A 15,434-nucleotide genomic window follows, 5' to 3' on the forward strand; every position below is an offset into this window, starting at 1 on the left:
CGCATTGGCCGAGGCGGAGAGCCTCTTTCTGGATGCCAGACGTCTGGAGGCCAAACGTCCGGATGCCAATGCCGGGCACAAACCCGGTGAGGCTGAAATCGTTCCCGCGGCGCGAAGAAAATCTCGCGGCGCCGACCGCCGAAAACTTGCGGCGTCCGCTCGACAGAAAAGGCGCGCCGGTTGCCCGGCGCGCCCTCTCCTCGATCTCGCTGGTTCCCGGCGCCGAGGGCGCCACAGCCTTGGGTCGACGTCGACCGTTAGCGGGCGGCCTCAGCGAGGTGACAGCGCTTTGAATAAGACACTGGATCACCTCCTTTCGTTGGTTGCGGATGAACCCAACATAGGCACGCGGTGCCGCGATGGGAAGTCCCCGCCGGGCACCGGAACGAGTCGCGTTGCTGACGGTTGATTCCACCACAAGGGAGACGAGCATGATCACCGAAGCAGACGAAACCGTCAGCCTGATCGGCAGCGACAAGGTGCAGGGAACCGCGGTCTACGGTCCCGACGGCGAGAAAATCGGCGCGATCGAGCGGCTGATGATCGAGAAGGTGTCCGGCAAGGTGTCCTATGCGGTCTTGTCGTTCGGCGGCTTCCTCGGCATCGGCGACGACTACTACCCGTTGCCGTGGCCGTCCTTGAAATACAACGTCGACCTCGGCGGCTACCAGACCATGGTGACCGACGACCAGATCAAGGGCGCGCCAAAATACGCCCGCAGCTCGGACTGGGACTGGCGCGACGAACAGGGCACCCGCAAGATCGACGATTACTACGGCGTGGCGATGGCCTGACCGCAGATGGCCTGACCGCAGATGAATCTTGAAACTGGATTGGCAGCGATGCCCGGCCCTGCGCCGGGCATCGCCGTTTGTCGGGGGGCGCGATGATCGACGATCTGTGGTACAAGAACGCGGTGTTCTACTGTCTGTCGGTCGGCACCTTCATGGACGCCAATGGCGATGGCGTCGGCGACTTCAAGGGGCTGCTGCGCCGGCTGGACTATCTGCAGGGCCTCGGCGTCACCGCGATCTGGCTGATGCCGTTCCAGCCTTCGCCCGGCCGCGACGACGGCTATGACATCTCCGATTACTACGGCGTCGATCCGCGCTACGGCACGCTCGGCGACTTCGTCGAATTCACCTACGGCGCCAAGCAGCGCGGCATGCGGGTGATCATCGACCTCGTGGTCAACCACACCTCGGACGCGCATCCCTGGTTCAAGGCGGCGCGGACCTCGAAAGATTCGCCCTATCGCGACTGGTATGTGTGGAGCGACACCAAGCCGGCCAATGCCGACAAGGGCATGGTGTTTCCCGGCGTGCAGAAATCCACCTGGACCCACGACAAGCAGGCCAAGGCCTGGTTCTTCCACCGCTTCTACGATTTCCAGCCCGACCTCAACACCTCGAACCCGCTGGTGCAGGCCGAGATCCTGAAAATCATGGGGTTCTGGATCCAGCTTGGCGTCTCCGGCTTCCGGATGGACGCGGTGCCGTTCGTGATCGCCAGCAAGGGCCCCAAGGTCAAGACCGCGGTCGAGCAATACGACATGCTGCGCGCTTTCCGCGAATTCCTGCAGTGGCGGCAGGGCAACGCCATCATTCTCGCCGAGGCCAATGTGCTGCCGGACACCGACATGGAATATTTCGGCCGCGACGGCGACCGCATGCACATGATGTTCAACTTCCACGTCAACCAGCATCTGTTCTACGCGATGGCTTCCGGCGACACCCGGCCGCTGGCGAAATCGCTCGCCGCCACCAAGCCGCGGCCGGCCACCGCACAATGGGGGTTGTTCCTGCGCAACCATGACGAGCTCGATCTCGGCCGGCTGTCGAAGCCGCAGCGCGCCGCGGTGTTCAAGGCGTTCGGCCCGGACAAATCGATGCAGCTCTATGACCGCGGCATTCGCCGAAGGCTGGCGCCGATGCTCGGCGGCGACCGCCGCCGGCTCGAACTCGCCTACAGCCTGATGTACACGCTGCCCGGCACCCCGGTGCTGCGCTATGGCGACGAGATCGGCATGGGCGACAATCTCGATCTGCCGGAGCGCAATTGCGCGCGCACGCCGATGCAATGGTCGACCGAGCCGCATGGCGGCTTCACCAAGAGCGACAAGCCCGCGGCGCCGGTGATCGACTTTGGCCCCTACGGCTTCGATAACGTCAACGTCGCCAAGCAGCGCCGCGATCCGGGCTCGATGCTGAACTGGACCGAGCGGATGATCCGGATGCGCAAGGAGATCCCGGAGATCGGCTGGGGTGACTTCAAGGTGATCTCGGCGCGCGACCCGGCGGTGCTGATCATGCGCTATGACTGGCGCAACAATTCGGTGCTGTTCGTGCATAATCTCGACCAGAAGCCGCGCGAGGTGTCGTTCGCGGTCGGGCTGCCCGGCGACGCCGGCCATTCGCTGATCAATCTGTTGGCCGAGGACCACAGCCGCGCCGATCGGCGCGGCCGCCATACGCTGATGCTGGAGGCCTATGCCTATCGCTGGTACCGCGTCGGCGGGCTCGACTATCTGTTGAAGCGCAGCGACATCGACCAGCAGCAGGACTCGCATCCGGAGTGAGCGAGCATGGGGGGCCGTCATCCTGAGGTGCGAGCCGGCAACGCAATCAGCTTCACCGCGCCAATGGCGCAGGCGAGCCTCGAAGGATGACGGCGGAGTGCTTGCGGCGCATCCTTCGAGGCCCGCGCCAAGTCACGCGCCCGTTGGCGTTCTACCCGCCGGCGCGGGCACCTCAGGATGACGGTGACTGCGTGGAGAGCGCGGCGTGGGGGACCGACCCGAAAACTTCCCCGCCTTCGCCCCTACACCACCTCCTCCGGCGCCGGGCCGACGATGACACCTTCATGGCCGCGCAGGTTGAGTTCACTGCCAACCCGCTCGCCGCCGCGGTCCATCGCGGTGGAGAGCAGGATCTCGCCGTCGAGCCCGATCGAATCCGACACCACCGAGACCGGCTCGGCGCCGAGATTGAGCGCGATCAGCACCGAGCCCTCGGCGTCGTGGCGACGATACAGCAACAGGTCGCCGTCGGCGGCGAGCGGCGCGTAGTCGCCGCGCGCCAGCTGCGGCAGCCGTTTGCGCAACGCGATCAGCGCGCGGTAGAGATTGAGGATCGACTGCGCCTCCGCGGCAAGATTGGCGACGTTCTCCTGCGGGTAATCCTCGGCCAGCGGCAGCCACGGCGCGGCGGAGGAAAATCCACCATGCGCCGAGGCATCCCATTGCATCGGCGTGCGACAGCCGTCGCGGCCGACCCCGATGCCGGGCACGTTCTTCTCGAACGGATCGCGCACTTGGTCGGGCGCGATCGCCACCTGCTGCATGCCGATCTCGTCGCCGTAATACATCGTCGGCGTGCCGCGCAGCGTCAGCAACAGCATCGCCGCGACCCGGGCCTGCGCTGGACCAACGCGGCTGGCGATCCGCGGCCGATCGTGATTGCCGAGCACCCAATTCGGCCAGGCGCCCTGCGGCAGCGCGGCTTCGTAGCGGTCGATCAGCTTGGCCAGGGTGCGGGCGTGCCACGGCGCCGACAGCAGCGCGAAATTGAACGGCAGTTGCGCGCCGCCGAGGCCCTCGCCGTAATAAGCCACCAGCCGCTCGATCGGCAGATAGATCTCGCCGATCAGCACGCGGGCGTCGAATTCGTCGACGACGCGGCGCAGTTCGGCGACCACCTGCAAGGTCTCCGGCCGATCGGCGGAATACACCGGATGCAACGCGGCGTGCGGCGGCATGCCCGGCTTGAAATCCGGGTTCGGCGGATTGTCGCGGAACTGATCGTCCTTGATCAGGTGCCAGATCACGTCGACGCGGAAACCGTCGACGCCCCTGCCGAGCCAGAACCGCATCACGTCATAGATCGCCTCGCGCACCTTGGGGTTGCGCCAGTTCAGATCCGGCTGCTGGGCCAGAAAGGCGTGATAGTAATATTGCCGCGTGGTCTCGTCATATTGCCAGCCGGAGCCGCCGAATTCCGACAGCCAGTTGTTCGGCGCACCACCGTCCGGCGCGGGATCGCGCCACAGATACCAGTCGCGTTTCGCATTATCGCGCGACGACCGGCTTTCGATAAACCATGGATGCTGATCCGAGGTGTGGTTCGGCACCAGATCGAGAATCACTTTCAGGCCGGCGCGGTGCGCGGCGTCCACCAGCGCGTCGAAATCGTCCATGGTGCCGAACAACGGATCGATGCCGACATAGTCGGCGATGTCGTAGCCGAAATCCGCCATCGGCGAGGGAAAGATCGGCGACAGCCAGATCGCGTCGACGCCGAGTTCGACCAGATAGGGCAGCCGGGCGATGATGCCTGAGAGATCACCGACGCCGTCGCCATCGGAGTCCTGAAACGAGCGCGGATAGATCTGGTACAGCACGCCCAAGGCCCACCAGGACGTGATCGCAGCACTCGGCATCGGCGGCTCCTTCCCCAACATGACGTCGAACGCGCAAGCTCGGTTCCATGCGGAGCACGCGGGCGGTTTCGCAGCATCATGCTGTAAACCGTGATCGGCCGGTTCGGAAATGCCCGCGCCGTGGCGATCGTTTGTGAAGGATTTACCAAGCCGCGCCGGCGACAACGGTTGCAGACTACCGGGCTTCATCAATCGGCTAGCACGCGGCTATGCGTCGGTTCACTACCTCGCAACCGCGGCACGGTATCCAAATCCGACAAAACCGTGTAGGGCAATGACAAGCCCGTGACGGTGGAACTGAACAACGGCGACCGATTTACCTAGGGAAAGTTTAATCCGCGCCGCTTGCGCGAAACGATTTTCACATGGGGCCGCTAGTGTGGCTCGTAATCGACAAAGGAGTGAGAGACTTATGGCGCAGATGATCAGAACATTCGACAATCCCCGCACCGCTTCGGCGGTGGTCGCCCAGCTCAAGGCGGCTGATTATGACGACGTCGAGCTGGTATCAGACGGCAAGGGCGGTAGTGTGGTAGCGGTGACCGCACCGTTCGGCAAGGGCGCCAAGGCGGAGCAGATTCTCAACAGCGCCGGCCCGAGCAAGGCCACCAATGGCAGCGGCAATGGTTATGCCCGCGCCAGCAACGGCGCTTCGAAGCCGGATGCCGCGGCCCCGCTGTCGAGCGCGATCGGCGCCCCGACGCTGACCCGCTCGTCGACCAGCCTGACCGGCGCGCCGCGCATCACCGAATCCAAGACCACCGGCTCGTGGCTCGGTCTGCCCGAGGTGATTAGCTCGGACAGCTTCTTCTCCGGCTTCCCGCTGCTGACCCGCAGCCAGGAGCCGTTCTCCTCGCTGAGCCATAGCCAGGAGCCGTTCTCCTCGCTGAGCCACAGCCAGGCGCCGTTCTCCTCGCTGTCGGCAAACCAGCGCGGCTCGGCGTCGCTGATCCACGACCCGGCGCCGTTCTCCTCGATGCTCGGCCTGCCGGTGCTGCTGCGCGGCTAACCGCGGTCCCGATCCCGCATTCGGCGGACCTGAAGTCAGCGGATAAAAAAACGCCGGGGGATATTTCCCCCGGCGTTTTGCTGTCTGCTGCTCGCTTGGTTTTTGATGCGCTTCGCAATTCACACTGGTCATTCCGGGGCGCGAGCCCATTTGGGTGAGCGAACCCGGAATCTTGCTGCAAAGACAAAGCCGCGCTGAAACGTTCGCAGCTATTGCGAGATTCCGGGTTCGCTCGAGCTATCGCTCTCGCGCCCCGGAATGACGCTTGGTGTTTGCTGCCCTGCCAGCAGCGGCGCCAACCGCAACTGCCGTCGCGATCAGCCGGCGTCCTTCAGCGACGCCATGTCGATGACGAAGCGGTAGCGCACGTCGTTCTTCAACAGCCGCTCATAGGCCTTGTTGATGTCCTGGATGCGGATCATTTCGACGTCGGAGACGATGCCGTGTTCGGCGCAGAAATCGATCATCTCCTGGGTCTCCGGCATGCCGCCGATCCCCGAGCCGGCCAGGCTGCGGCGGCCGTGGATCAGATTGCCGCCGACCACCGGATCGACCGGCGTCAAGGCGCCGACCAGCACCATGGCGCCGTCGAGCTTCAACAATTGCAGATACGGATTGACGTCGTGGCCGACCGGGATGGTGTTGAGCAGGAAGTCGAACGAGCCCGCCGCCTTGGCCATCGCGTCAAGATCCTTCGACACCAGCACCTCGTCGGCGCCGAGCCGGATCGCGTCCTTGCCCTTCTCCGGCGAGGTGGTGATCATCACCACATGGGCGCCGAACGCCTTGGCGAACTTGACGCCCATATGGCCGAGCCCGCCGAGCCCGATCACGCCGACCTTCTGGCCGGGGCCGACCTTCCAATGCCGCAGCGGCGAATAGGTGGTGATGCCGGCACACAATAGCGGCGCCACCGCCTTGAGGTCCAAGGTGGCCGGAATCTTCACCACGAAACGCTCGTCGGCGACGATCGCTTCGGAATAGCCGCCGAAGGTGATCTGCTCGGAGCCGCGCTCATGGGCGTTGTAGGTCCAGGTCGGACCCTCGAGGCAATATTGCTCGAGCCCGGCCAGGCACGGCGCGCAGTGCCGGCAGGAATCCACCATGCAGCCGACGCCGGCGAGATCGCCGACCTTGAGGTTTTTCACCTGCGCGCCGGTGGCTTTGACGCGGCCGACGATCTCGTGGCCCGGCACCATCGGATAGATCGAACGGCCCCAATCGTTGCGAGCCTGGTGCAGATCGGAATGGCAGACGCCGCAGTACAGAATCTCGATCTGCACGTCGTGCGGGCCGGGATCGCGCCGGTCGAGACCGAACGGCGCGATCGGCGAAGCCGCGGACTGCGCGGCGTAGGCTTTGACATGAATCATCTTGGTCTTTCTGAGTGGTGTTGTCGGATGCTCTTGCGGGCCGGCCGCGCGGTTCAGCGGCCGGTCAGAACTTCGAGTTGTTCAGGGTAGCGGTCGCCCTGCACATTGGCGGCGGCGGCGTCGATCTCGCGCAGATCGTCGGGCGACAGCGTCAGCGCGACCGCGCCGAGGTTTTCATCGAGCCGGTTCAGCTTGGTGGTGCCCGGGATCGGCACGATCCACGGCTTTTGCGCCAACAGCCAGGCCAGCGCCACCTGCGCCGCGGTGGCCTGCTTGCGCGCCGCGATGCGGCCCAAGAGATCGACCAACGCTTGATTGGCGGCGCGCGCCTGCGGGGTAAAGCGCGGCAGCGAAGAGCGGAAGTCGGTGCTGTCGAAGCTGGTGGTGGCGTCGATCGTGCCGGTGAGGAAGCCGCGGCCGAGCGGGCTGTAGGGCACCAGGCCGATGCCGAGCTCGGCGAGCAGCGGCAGCGTTTCGGCTTCCAGGCCGCGCCACCACAGCGAATATTCGCTCTGCAGCGCGGTGACCTTCTGCACCGCATGGGCCCGCCGGATGGTCTGGGGAGCGGCTTCCGACAGCCCGAAATGCTTGACCTTGCCCTCGCGGATCAGATCCTTCACAGCGCCGGCGACGTCCTCGATCGGCACCTGCGGATCGACGCGGTGCTGATAGAACAGATCGATGCGGTCGGTCTTCAGCCGCTTCAGCGAGGCCTCGGCGACCTCCTTGATGTGCTGCGGCCGGCTGTCCAGCCCGGCCCATTTTTCCTTGCCGGTGGGATCGAGCTTAAAGCCGAATTTGGTGGCGATCACCACGCGGTCGCGCAGCGGCGCCAACGCCTCGCCGAGCAGCTCCTCATTGGTGAACGGGCCATAGACCTCGGCGGTGTCGAAGAACGTCACGCCGCGCTCCACCGCCGCGCGCAACAGCGCGATCATCTGCCGCTTGTCCTTCGGCGGACCGTAGGAAAAGCTCATGCCCATGCAGCCGAGCCCGAGCGCCGAGACCTCGAGGCCGCTGTTGCCGAGTTTGCGTGTCTGCATTGTCCACTCCTGTCACCTGATGGGCGCGCCGCATCGGGCGGCGGGAGCCGCAATCTAGCGCTTTGACGCTGTGCGACTAGCCGCTATAATCGGCATGTGGTTATGAGGATATTTCATGAATAATCGGGCCCCGCTCGGCGACCTCGCGGCCTTCGTGGCGGTGGCGGAGGAGCGCAGCTTCACCCGCGCCGCGGCCAAGCTCGGGGTGTCGCAATCCGCGCTCAGCCACACCATCCGCGACCTCGAGGCCCGGATCGGGCTGCGGCTGTTGACCCGCACCACCCGCAGCGTGGCGCCGACCGAAGCCGGCGAACGGCTGTTGCACACCGTGGCGCCAAGGCTGGCCGAGATCGACGCCGAACTCGCGGGCCTCAGCGATCTGCGCGAGAAGCCGGCCGGCACCATCCGCATCACCGCCGGCGAGCACGCCGCCGAGACCGTGCTATGGCCGGCGCTGGCGCGGCTCTTGAAGGATTATCCGGAGATCCGGATCGAGATCTGCGCCGACAACACCTTCACCGACATCGTCGCCGAGCGCTTCGACGCCGGCGTGCGGTTCGGCGAGCAGGTCTCCAAAGACATGATCGCGTTGCGGATCGCGCCCGACATGCGGATGGCCGCGGTGGCCTCGCCGGACTATTTCGCGCAGCGCTCAAAGCCGGAGACGCCGCAGGACCTCACCCACCACGCCTGCATCAATCTGCGGCTGCCGACCTATCACAGCCTCTACGCCTGGGAATTTGAGAAGGACGGCCGCGAGCTGAAGGTGCGGGTCGAAGGCCAATTGGTGTTCAACACCCTGCCGCTGGCGCTGCAGGGCGCGCTGGCCGGCTTCGGCATCGCCTTTGTGCCGGAGGATCTGGTGCTACCTTATCTCGACGACGGCCGGCTGATCCGGGTGCTCGGAGACTGGTGCCCGCCGTTTCCGGGCTATCATCTGTATTATCCGAGCCGGCAGCCGACCCCGGCCTTCGCCGTGCTGGTCGAGGCGCTGCGCTACAGGGGGTGAGCGGCGGCCGCGGCCGCGGCCGCGGCCAAGGCCATCCGATGCGCGATCTGGGCGTGGGTGATGCGACGGGCTGGAGCGGGCGAAGGGAATCGAACCCTCGTATGCAGCTTGGGAAGCTGCCGTTCTACCATTGAACTACGCCCGCGAAATCAACGAGTTACAGCATCCTCCGCGGATCCCGGCGGTGTATCATCGATTGCGGGGCAACGATAGACAAAGCTGGCGGCATTGGCAATTTCCGATAACGGCCATCCACTTGTCCCAAGTGCGCCAGTTGCAGGACGCGGCCATCATTCGCGCGCGACGTGATGGATATGCAATATTTCGACCGCATCCGCCGTGACGCGATAGAAGACGTTGTAGGCATAGCGGACGAGAGGCGCCATGCGCACGCCCGGATCGTCGGAGACGTGCTGAGCACTCTGCGGCCACTCGCCGATCCGAGCCACCACCGCCGTCAGCCGGGTTCGGAACGGCTCCGCCACCGTGGGGAAATTTTCGGCGATATGATCGAGAATCCGGTCGAGGTCGTCCAACGCCGCGGCGGTGAACACCACCCTCATGCCGGCCGACGCTTTTCCAGAACCCCGCGGACCTCGTCGTCAGAAGCGAACCGGCCAGCGCGCGCGTCGCTCAGGCCGCGGGCGATGCCTTCTCGCTCGGCCGCGGTCGGGTGATAGAGACCCGCCGATAGCCCGGCATCGATCTCCCTGGCGATCTGGGCGAGCTCCGCCTGAGCCGCCTCCGGCCAGGACTCGGCCCGCTGCATCATCTCTTGAAGCGCCTTGCTGCCCATGCACGCAGAATAACACGAGATCCGTTCGAGTGCATGACCGGCGAGGCTGCCGGGCTCAGCGCACGTCGTCGACAATCCCGACACTTTTCTGACAACTTTCCGGATGCGGAGCGCAACGCCGCTGCTATAGTCGTAGAATGGGGGAGCGGGCGTACACAGTTTTCGACACCGTGGTCGGGCGATGCGCCATCGCCTGGGGGGTGGCCGGCATTGTCGGCGTGCAGCTCGCCGAAGCCCGCGAAATCGAAACCCGGCGGCATTTGTTGCGCCGCTTTCCCGACGCCCGCGAGACCAGGCCCACCCCAGAGATCGAGGCCGCGATCGACGGCCTCAAAGCGCTGCTGCGCGGCGAGCCGGCCGATCTGTCCGACGTCGCACTCGATATGGCGGACGTCTTGCCGTTCGCGCGCCGGGCATATCAGCTGGTGCGGACCATCCCGCGCGGCGAGACGCTGACCTTCGCCGACATCGCCAGCCGGCTCGGCGCCTCCGGCGCGGTGCTGTCGGTCGGCCAAGCGCTGGCGAAAAACCCGTTCGCCCTGCTGGTGCCGTGCCACCGCGTGTTGCCGGCGCGCGGCGAAACCAGCGGCACGCTGGCCTGCGGCGGCATCGTCAGCCGATACCGGCTGCTGTCGATCGAGGGCGCGCTGACCGGGCGCGGCCCGACGCTGCTCGACGCACTGTCATTCGCGCCGCCGCGCTCGACCGGCTAGAGCTATTCCGGGTCTGATAGAATCAGAACCGGAGCTCTGGATCCCTATTTTGACGCGTTTTCTTCACGCGAACCGGACTCCGCTTCGCTCGAAAACGCTATGGCCGCGCGGTTCTGCCGCAGCAAGTCACATCAAATTCATGGCGCCGCGCTGAACGTTGCCGCCGTTGCGGCATTTGTTCGGAAACGCCGAGGACGTGCCATGGGTGGAAAATTCGTTGTCGCCAGCTGTCTCGCCGCGCTGACCCTGCCGCTCGCCGCCTGCAACGAGCAGGCCACCGTTACCGGCGGCGAGGATTTCGGCCCCTCGCCGACCCTGGTCGCACCGACGTCATCGCTGATCCCCACCATCAACGTGGCGCCGGTCAACCGTCGGCCGGACGGCGCCAAGCCGACGCCGGCTGCCGGCATGGCGGTGAACGCCTTCGCGAGCGGCCTCGACCATCCGCGCCAGCTCTACGTGCTACCGAACGGCGACGTGCTGGTGGCGGAGAGCAACGCGCCGCCGAAGCCCGAGGACGGCAAGGGCATCCGCGCCTGGGCGCAGCGATTGTTCCAGAAGCGCGCCGGTGCGATGACGCCGAGCGCCAACCGCATCACGCTGCTGCGCGACGCCGACGGCGACGGCACAGCGGAAACCCGCAGCGCATTTCTCGAGGGATTGAAATCGCCGTTCGGCATGGTGCTGGTCGGCGACGAACTCTATGTCGCCAACTCGGATGCGGTGGTGAAATTTCCCTACCACGAAGGCGACACCAGGATCACCGCCGCGGCGGTGAAGGTCGCCGATCTGCCCGGCGGGCCGATCAATCACCACTGGACCAAGGACCTCACCGCCAGCCGCGACGGAGCCAAGCTCTACGCCACCGTCGGCTCCAACAGCAATGTCGGCGAGAACGGCATCGCGGCCGAAAAGGATCGCGCCGGGATCCTGGAAATCGACCGCGTCAGCGGCGCGACGCGCGTGTTCGCCTCCGGCCTGCGCAATCCGAACAGCCCGTCCTGGCAGCCGCAGAGCGGCGCGTTGTGGGTCACTGTGAACGAGCGCGACGAGATCGGCAGCGACCTGGTGCCGGACTACATGACGGAGGTCAAGGACGGCGGCTTCTACGGCTGGCCGTACAGCTACTACGGCCAGCATGTCGACGTCCGGATGCAGCCGCAGCGGCCGGATCTGGTAGCCACGGCGATCGTGCCGGACTACGCGCTCGGCGCCCACACCGCCTCCTTGGGGCTGACCTTCAACACCGGCGAGTTGTTTCCCGAGCCGATGAAGGGCGGCGCCTTCATCGGCCAGCACGGCTCGTGGAACCGCAATCCGCATTCCGGCTACAAGGTGATCTTCGTGCCGTTCAAGGACGGCAAGCCTTCGGGCAAGCCGCAGGACGTGCTGACCGGCTTTCTCAATGACAAGGACGAGGCGCAAGGCCGCCCGGTCGGCGTCAAGATCGACAAGCGCGGCGCGCTGTTGGTCGCCGACGACGTCGGCAACACGGTGTGGCGGGTGACGCCGGACACCGCGGCGAAGGCGGCGGAGGCGGGGCGGTGAACGCCAAACGCTTTCGATTTCCCGGCTGATAGCCTATATTTGCCGGCAGCTCTTACGACTGGAGGCCGCCGTGTTGTTGGAAAAGGCCCGCGAGCACGCTGATGAAATCCGCGGTGCCGGCGCCGAGGCTGCCAAACTGGCTTTGGCAGCCGGAGTCCCGGTGTATTATTTCGATGACAGTCTCGGCGACGGCATCATCAAGGAAATGCCGGATGGAAATCGCTTCCGCATCGCTGTGACCGGTGGCAAAGCCGTCGTGACCGAGGCGCTCCCGCCCAAGCCATGAGTCCTCCCCGGCCCACCTGCACTATTCTAGGCGGCGCAAACGGCTCTGGAAAATCGACCATCTACCGAAAGCTCCATCTGGATGGCGAATTCGTCAACGCCGATCTGGTGGCCCGTCAGATCTCGCCGGAACATCCCGAAGCAGCGACCGAAGCGGCTGGCCGCCGCGTCCTTAAGCGCTTGAGGCAGTTGCTGTTGGCCCGAGAAAGCTTCGTCTATGAGACAACACTTTCAAGCTATCAGTCGATCCGGCTGATGGAGCACGCCCGAGCCGGCGGCTACAGCGTCAATCTGGCATTCGTGCTGCTACGCGATCTCGAACTCAACGTGCTTCGTGTTGCCGAGCGCGTGATGCAGGGCGGCCACTCGATCCCGGAGAACACCATCCGGCGACGATATTCGGCCGCCTTCGAAAGATTGCCGCGCGCAATCGCCCTCGCGCATCAGGCTATCGTCTACGACAACAGCAACCAGACCGATCTGCAGACACTGCTCACGATCAAGGATGGATCGATCGTCTTCAACTCGCTCGATGCGGCCCGCCCGCTGCATACCCGCATCGCCACATCTGTCGGGCGCGGACTGAACGTCAGCACTGTTCAGATCTTGAACGCAGCCAGACCGGGGTAGATGCGTTGCGGATTCACGCCTTGAAATGCTTGCTCAGCTTCAGGCTCTGGCCCTGGTAGTTCGAGCCGATGCGCTGGCCGTACATCGCGGCCGGGCGCGCCAGCATCTTCTCGTAGATCAAGCGGCCGACGATCTGGCCGTGCTCGAGGATGAACGGCACCTCGCGCGAGCGCACTTCAAGAACCGCGCGGGAGCCGAGCCCGCCGGCCCCTTCGTAGCCAAAGCCGGGATCGAAGAAGCCCGCGTAATGCACCCGGAATTCGCCGACCAGAGGATCGAACGGCACCATCTCGGCGGCGTAGTCCGGCGGCACTTGCACGGCTTCCTTGGAGGCCAGGATGTAGAACTCGCCGGGATCGAGGATCAGGCTGCCGTCGGGCCGGGCCGCGATCGGCTCCCAGAATTCGCCGATCGGATAGCCGCCGCGGCGATCGATGTCGACCACCCCAGTGTGGCGCTTGGCGCGATAGCCGACGAAGCCGCTGGCCTTCTCGCCGGACAGGTCGACGCTCAGCGCCACGCCGCCGGCGAGATCGGCATCGTCGCAATCCACCAGCCGCTCGAGGTCGTGCAGCGCCTGCAATTCGTCGGCGTCGAGCACCGCCTCGCCGATGCGAAACCGCACCTGCGACAGCCGCGAGCCCTCGCGCAGCAACACCGGGAAGGTCTTCGGGCTGATCTCGGCATAGAGCGGGCCGTGATAGCCGGCGCCGATCATGTCGAAGCGCCTGGTGCCGTCGGCGATGACCCGCGTGAACACGTCGAGCCGCCCGGTCGAGCTTTTCGGATTCGCCGCGGCGACGATGTTCTTCGGCAGCGCCAGGCTTTCCAACAGCGGCACGATGTAGACACAGTTGGTTTCCAGCACCGCGCCGTCGGACAGATCGATCTCGTGCAGCTTCAGCTCATCGATCCGCTCGGCCACGGTGCAGTCCGGCCCCGGCAGAAAGCTGGCGCGTACCCGGTAGGCGATGTCGCCGAGCCGCAGATCGAGGCTGGCCGGCTGGATCTGGCTCTCCACGAACGGGTAGTCCGGCAGAATCAGCCCGGCATCGGCCATCGCCGCGATCATGCGGTCGGGCAGAATTCCGTTGGCGTCGGCGGGGAGTATAAATGGCACGGTGTCGGTCCTTCGGATGGCAGCCATGCCCTCCAGGCGCTTAAATCACGCGCTTTTATCGGTTATCTGAAGCCCGGCTTGACGGAAAGAGCGCTCAGGATTAAGAGCAAGACTTATCCCGTGGTGATTTGAGCCGGCCGGCTTGCAGCCACGTTAAATAAATCGCTAAACAGGCCGGGGACAGTGTGATCCCGGCCTGTGGAATTTTTCCAGGCCGGTTTTTTGTGCCCGCGCTGCGGGCACGATGGAGACCACATGTCCGAGATCAAGACCACCGCCCCAGTAACCTCCGCCTATCGTCGCGAGACCAGGCTGGTGCATTCCGGCACGCTGCGCTCGCAATATGGCGAGACCTCCGACGCGCTGTTCCTCACCCAGGGCTTCGTCTACGCCTCCGCCGAACAATGCGAGGCGCGCTTCACCGGCGACGACCCCGGCTTCCAGTATTCGCGGTTCTCCAACCCGACGGTATCGGCGTTCGAACAGCGCATGGCAGAGTTCGAAGGCGCCGAGGCGGCGCGCGCCACCGCCACCGGGATGGCGGCGGTGACCGCGGCGCTGCTGGCGCCGCTGCGCGCCGGCGATCACGTGGTCGCCTCCAAGGCGATGTTCGGCTCCTGCCGCTACGTGGTGGAAGACCTACTGCCGCGCTACGGCATCGAGTCGACGCTGATCGACGGGCTCGACCTCGACCAATGGCAGAAGGCGCTGCGGCCCAACACCAAGACGTTCTTTCTCGAAAGCCCGACCAATCCGACGCTCGACGTGCTCGACATCGGCGAGATCGCCAAGATCGCCCATGCCGGCGGCGCCCGCCTCGTGGTCGACAACGTGTTCGCGACCTCGCTGTGGCAGAGCCCGCTCGAACTCGGCGCCGACGTCGTGGTGTATTCGGCGACCAAGCATATCGACGGTCAGGGCCGCTGTCTCGGCGGTGTGGTGCTGTCGTCGAACGCCTTCATCGAAGAACACATCCAGATGTATCTGCGGCAGACCGGGCCGTCGCTGTCGCCGTTCAATGCCTGGGTGCTGTTGAAGGGGCTGGAGACGCTGGCGATCCGGGTCGAGCAGCAGACCAGCAACGCCGCGGCGGTCGCCGACGCGCTGGCCGGCCATCCGAAGATCACCCGGCTGATCTATCCCGGCCGCGACGATCATCCGCAGGCCGCTACGGTGAAGAAGCAGATGCGCGCCGGTTCGACGCTGGTCGGCTTCGACGTCAAGGGCGGCAAGGAAGGCGCGTTCCGCTTCCTCAACGCACTGCAGCTGACGCTGATCAGCAACAATCTCGGCGACGCCCGCAGCCTGGTCACCCATCCGGCGACCACCACGCACCAACGGCTGAAGCCGGAGGTGCGCGCCGAACTCGGCATCAGCGAGGGCTTCATCCGCTACTCCGCCGGGCTCGAGCACAAGGACGATTTGATCGCGGATCTGCACGCCGCGCTGGAAAAGGCGTAAGGCGACACGG

Annotated in this window: 15 protein-coding genes, 1 tRNA gene and 1 riboswitch; of the genes, 9 read left to right on the forward strand and 7 right to left on the reverse strand. The window is 65.4% G+C overall.

The window, feature by feature from the left end:
- The first annotated feature begins 431 nt into the window (after positions 1 to 431).
- Entirely contained in the window at positions 432 to 794 is a 363-nt protein-coding gene (locus tag VGC77_RS14825) for a PRC-barrel domain-containing protein (RefSeq protein WP_331172329.1), read from the forward strand.
- A gap of 92 nt (positions 795 to 886) precedes the next feature.
- Positions 887 to 2,578 carry an alpha-amylase family protein gene (locus VGC77_RS14830; protein ID WP_331172330.1) on the forward strand — a complete coding sequence of 564 codons (1,692 nt, stop codon included), beginning with the start codon at positions 887 to 889 and terminating at the stop codon, positions 2,576 to 2,578.
- Positions 2,579 to 2,820: 242 nt separating this feature from the next.
- Here VGC77_RS14830 and VGC77_RS14835 read toward each other — a convergent pair whose 3' ends face one another.
- A complete protein-coding gene (locus VGC77_RS14835; RefSeq protein ID WP_331172331.1) occupies positions 2,821 to 4,437 on the reverse strand; it encodes an alpha-amylase family glycosyl hydrolase in 1,617 nt (538 codons plus the stop codon).
- Between the two features lie 412 nt (positions 4,438 to 4,849).
- Between VGC77_RS14835 and VGC77_RS14840 the strand changes: the two genes are divergently transcribed.
- Complete coding sequence (locus VGC77_RS14840) at positions 4,850 to 5,446, forward strand: hypothetical protein (RefSeq protein WP_331172332.1); 597 nt, start codon at positions 4,850 to 4,852, stop codon at positions 5,444 to 5,446.
- A gap of 317 nt (positions 5,447 to 5,763) precedes the next feature.
- On the opposite strand, the gene VGC77_RS14845 is transcribed toward VGC77_RS14840, so the two are convergent.
- Together VGC77_RS14845 and VGC77_RS14850 are read right to left on the reverse strand one after the other, a co-directional pair.
- On the reverse strand, positions 5,764 to 6,819 hold the full coding sequence (locus VGC77_RS14845) for an NAD(P)-dependent alcohol dehydrogenase (protein WP_331172333.1): 1,056 nt from the start codon (positions 6,817 to 6,819) through the stop codon (positions 5,764 to 5,766).
- 53 nt (positions 6,820 to 6,872) lie between these two features.
- Positions 6,873 to 7,862 (reverse strand): aldo/keto reductase, encoded by a 990-nt coding sequence (locus VGC77_RS14850; RefSeq protein ID WP_331172334.1) that lies wholly within the window; start codon positions 7,860 to 7,862, stop codon positions 6,873 to 6,875.
- 115 nt (positions 7,863 to 7,977) lie between these two features.
- Here VGC77_RS14850 and VGC77_RS14855 point away from each other — a divergent pair, with 115 nt between their 5' ends.
- Positions 7,978 to 8,871, forward strand: coding sequence for a LysR family transcriptional regulator (locus VGC77_RS14855; RefSeq protein ID WP_331172335.1), 894 nt, complete (start codon positions 7,978 to 7,980; stop codon positions 8,869 to 8,871).
- 71 nt (positions 8,872 to 8,942) lie between these two features.
- Here the strand turns inward: VGC77_RS14855 and VGC77_RS14860 are convergent.
- From VGC77_RS14860 to VGC77_RS14870, 3 genes are all read right to left on the reverse strand, one after another.
- A tRNA-Gly gene (locus VGC77_RS14860) sits at positions 8,943 to 9,016 on the reverse strand.
- A gap of 145 nt (positions 9,017 to 9,161) precedes the next feature.
- Positions 9,162 to 9,434 (reverse strand): type II toxin-antitoxin system RelE/ParE family toxin, encoded by a 273-nt coding sequence (locus VGC77_RS14865; protein WP_331172336.1) that lies wholly within the window; start codon positions 9,432 to 9,434, stop codon positions 9,162 to 9,164.
- Entirely contained in the window at positions 9,431 to 9,667 is a 237-nt protein-coding gene (locus VGC77_RS14870) for a hypothetical protein (protein ID WP_331172337.1), read from the reverse strand. Before VGC77_RS14870 ends, VGC77_RS14865 begins: the two co-directional genes overlap by 4 nt.
- Positions 9,668 to 9,804: 137 nt before the next feature.
- On the opposite strand from VGC77_RS14870, the gene VGC77_RS14875 reads away from it, so the two are divergent.
- The 4 genes from VGC77_RS14875 (at position 9,805) to VGC77_RS14890 (ending at position 12,843) form a co-directional block, all read left to right on the forward strand.
- A complete protein-coding gene (locus VGC77_RS14875; RefSeq protein ID WP_331172338.1) occupies positions 9,805 to 10,380 on the forward strand; it encodes a methylated-DNA--[protein]-cysteine S-methyltransferase in 576 nt (191 codons plus the stop codon).
- A 201-nt stretch (positions 10,381 to 10,581) separates the two neighbouring features.
- On the forward strand, positions 10,582 to 11,928 hold the full coding sequence (locus tag VGC77_RS14880) for a sorbosone dehydrogenase family protein (RefSeq protein WP_331172339.1): 1,347 nt from the start codon (positions 10,582 to 10,584) through the stop codon (positions 11,926 to 11,928).
- Between the two features lie 70 nt (positions 11,929 to 11,998).
- Positions 11,999 to 12,214 carry a hypothetical protein gene (locus VGC77_RS14885; protein WP_331172340.1) on the forward strand — a complete coding sequence of 72 codons (216 nt, stop codon included), beginning with the start codon at positions 11,999 to 12,001 and terminating at the stop codon, positions 12,212 to 12,214.
- A complete protein-coding gene (locus VGC77_RS14890; protein WP_331172341.1) occupies positions 12,211 to 12,843 on the forward strand; it encodes a zeta toxin family protein in 633 nt (210 codons plus the stop codon). Before VGC77_RS14885 ends, VGC77_RS14890 begins: the two co-directional genes overlap by 4 nt.
- Before the next feature lie 13 nt (positions 12,844 to 12,856).
- Here the strand turns inward: VGC77_RS14890 and VGC77_RS14895 are convergent, their stop codons facing one another.
- Positions 12,857 to 13,963 (reverse strand): 2'-deoxycytidine 5'-triphosphate deaminase, encoded by a 1,107-nt coding sequence (locus VGC77_RS14895; protein ID WP_331172342.1) that lies wholly within the window; start codon positions 13,961 to 13,963, stop codon positions 12,857 to 12,859.
- Between the two features lie 110 nt (positions 13,964 to 14,073).
- Positions 14,074 to 14,153: riboswitch (SAM riboswitch) on the forward strand.
- 65 nt (positions 14,154 to 14,218) lie between these two features.
- Between VGC77_RS14895 and VGC77_RS14900 the strand changes: the two genes are divergently transcribed.
- Complete coding sequence (locus VGC77_RS14900; protein WP_331172343.1) at positions 14,219 to 15,424, forward strand: O-succinylhomoserine sulfhydrylase; 1,206 nt, start codon at positions 14,219 to 14,221, stop codon at positions 15,422 to 15,424.
- Positions 15,425 to 15,434 lie beyond the last annotated feature (10 nt).

This window comes from Rhodopseudomonas sp., from assembly GCF_036404135.1.
Classification (GTDB): domain Bacteria; phylum Pseudomonadota; class Alphaproteobacteria; order Rhizobiales; family Xanthobacteraceae; genus Rhodopseudomonas_A.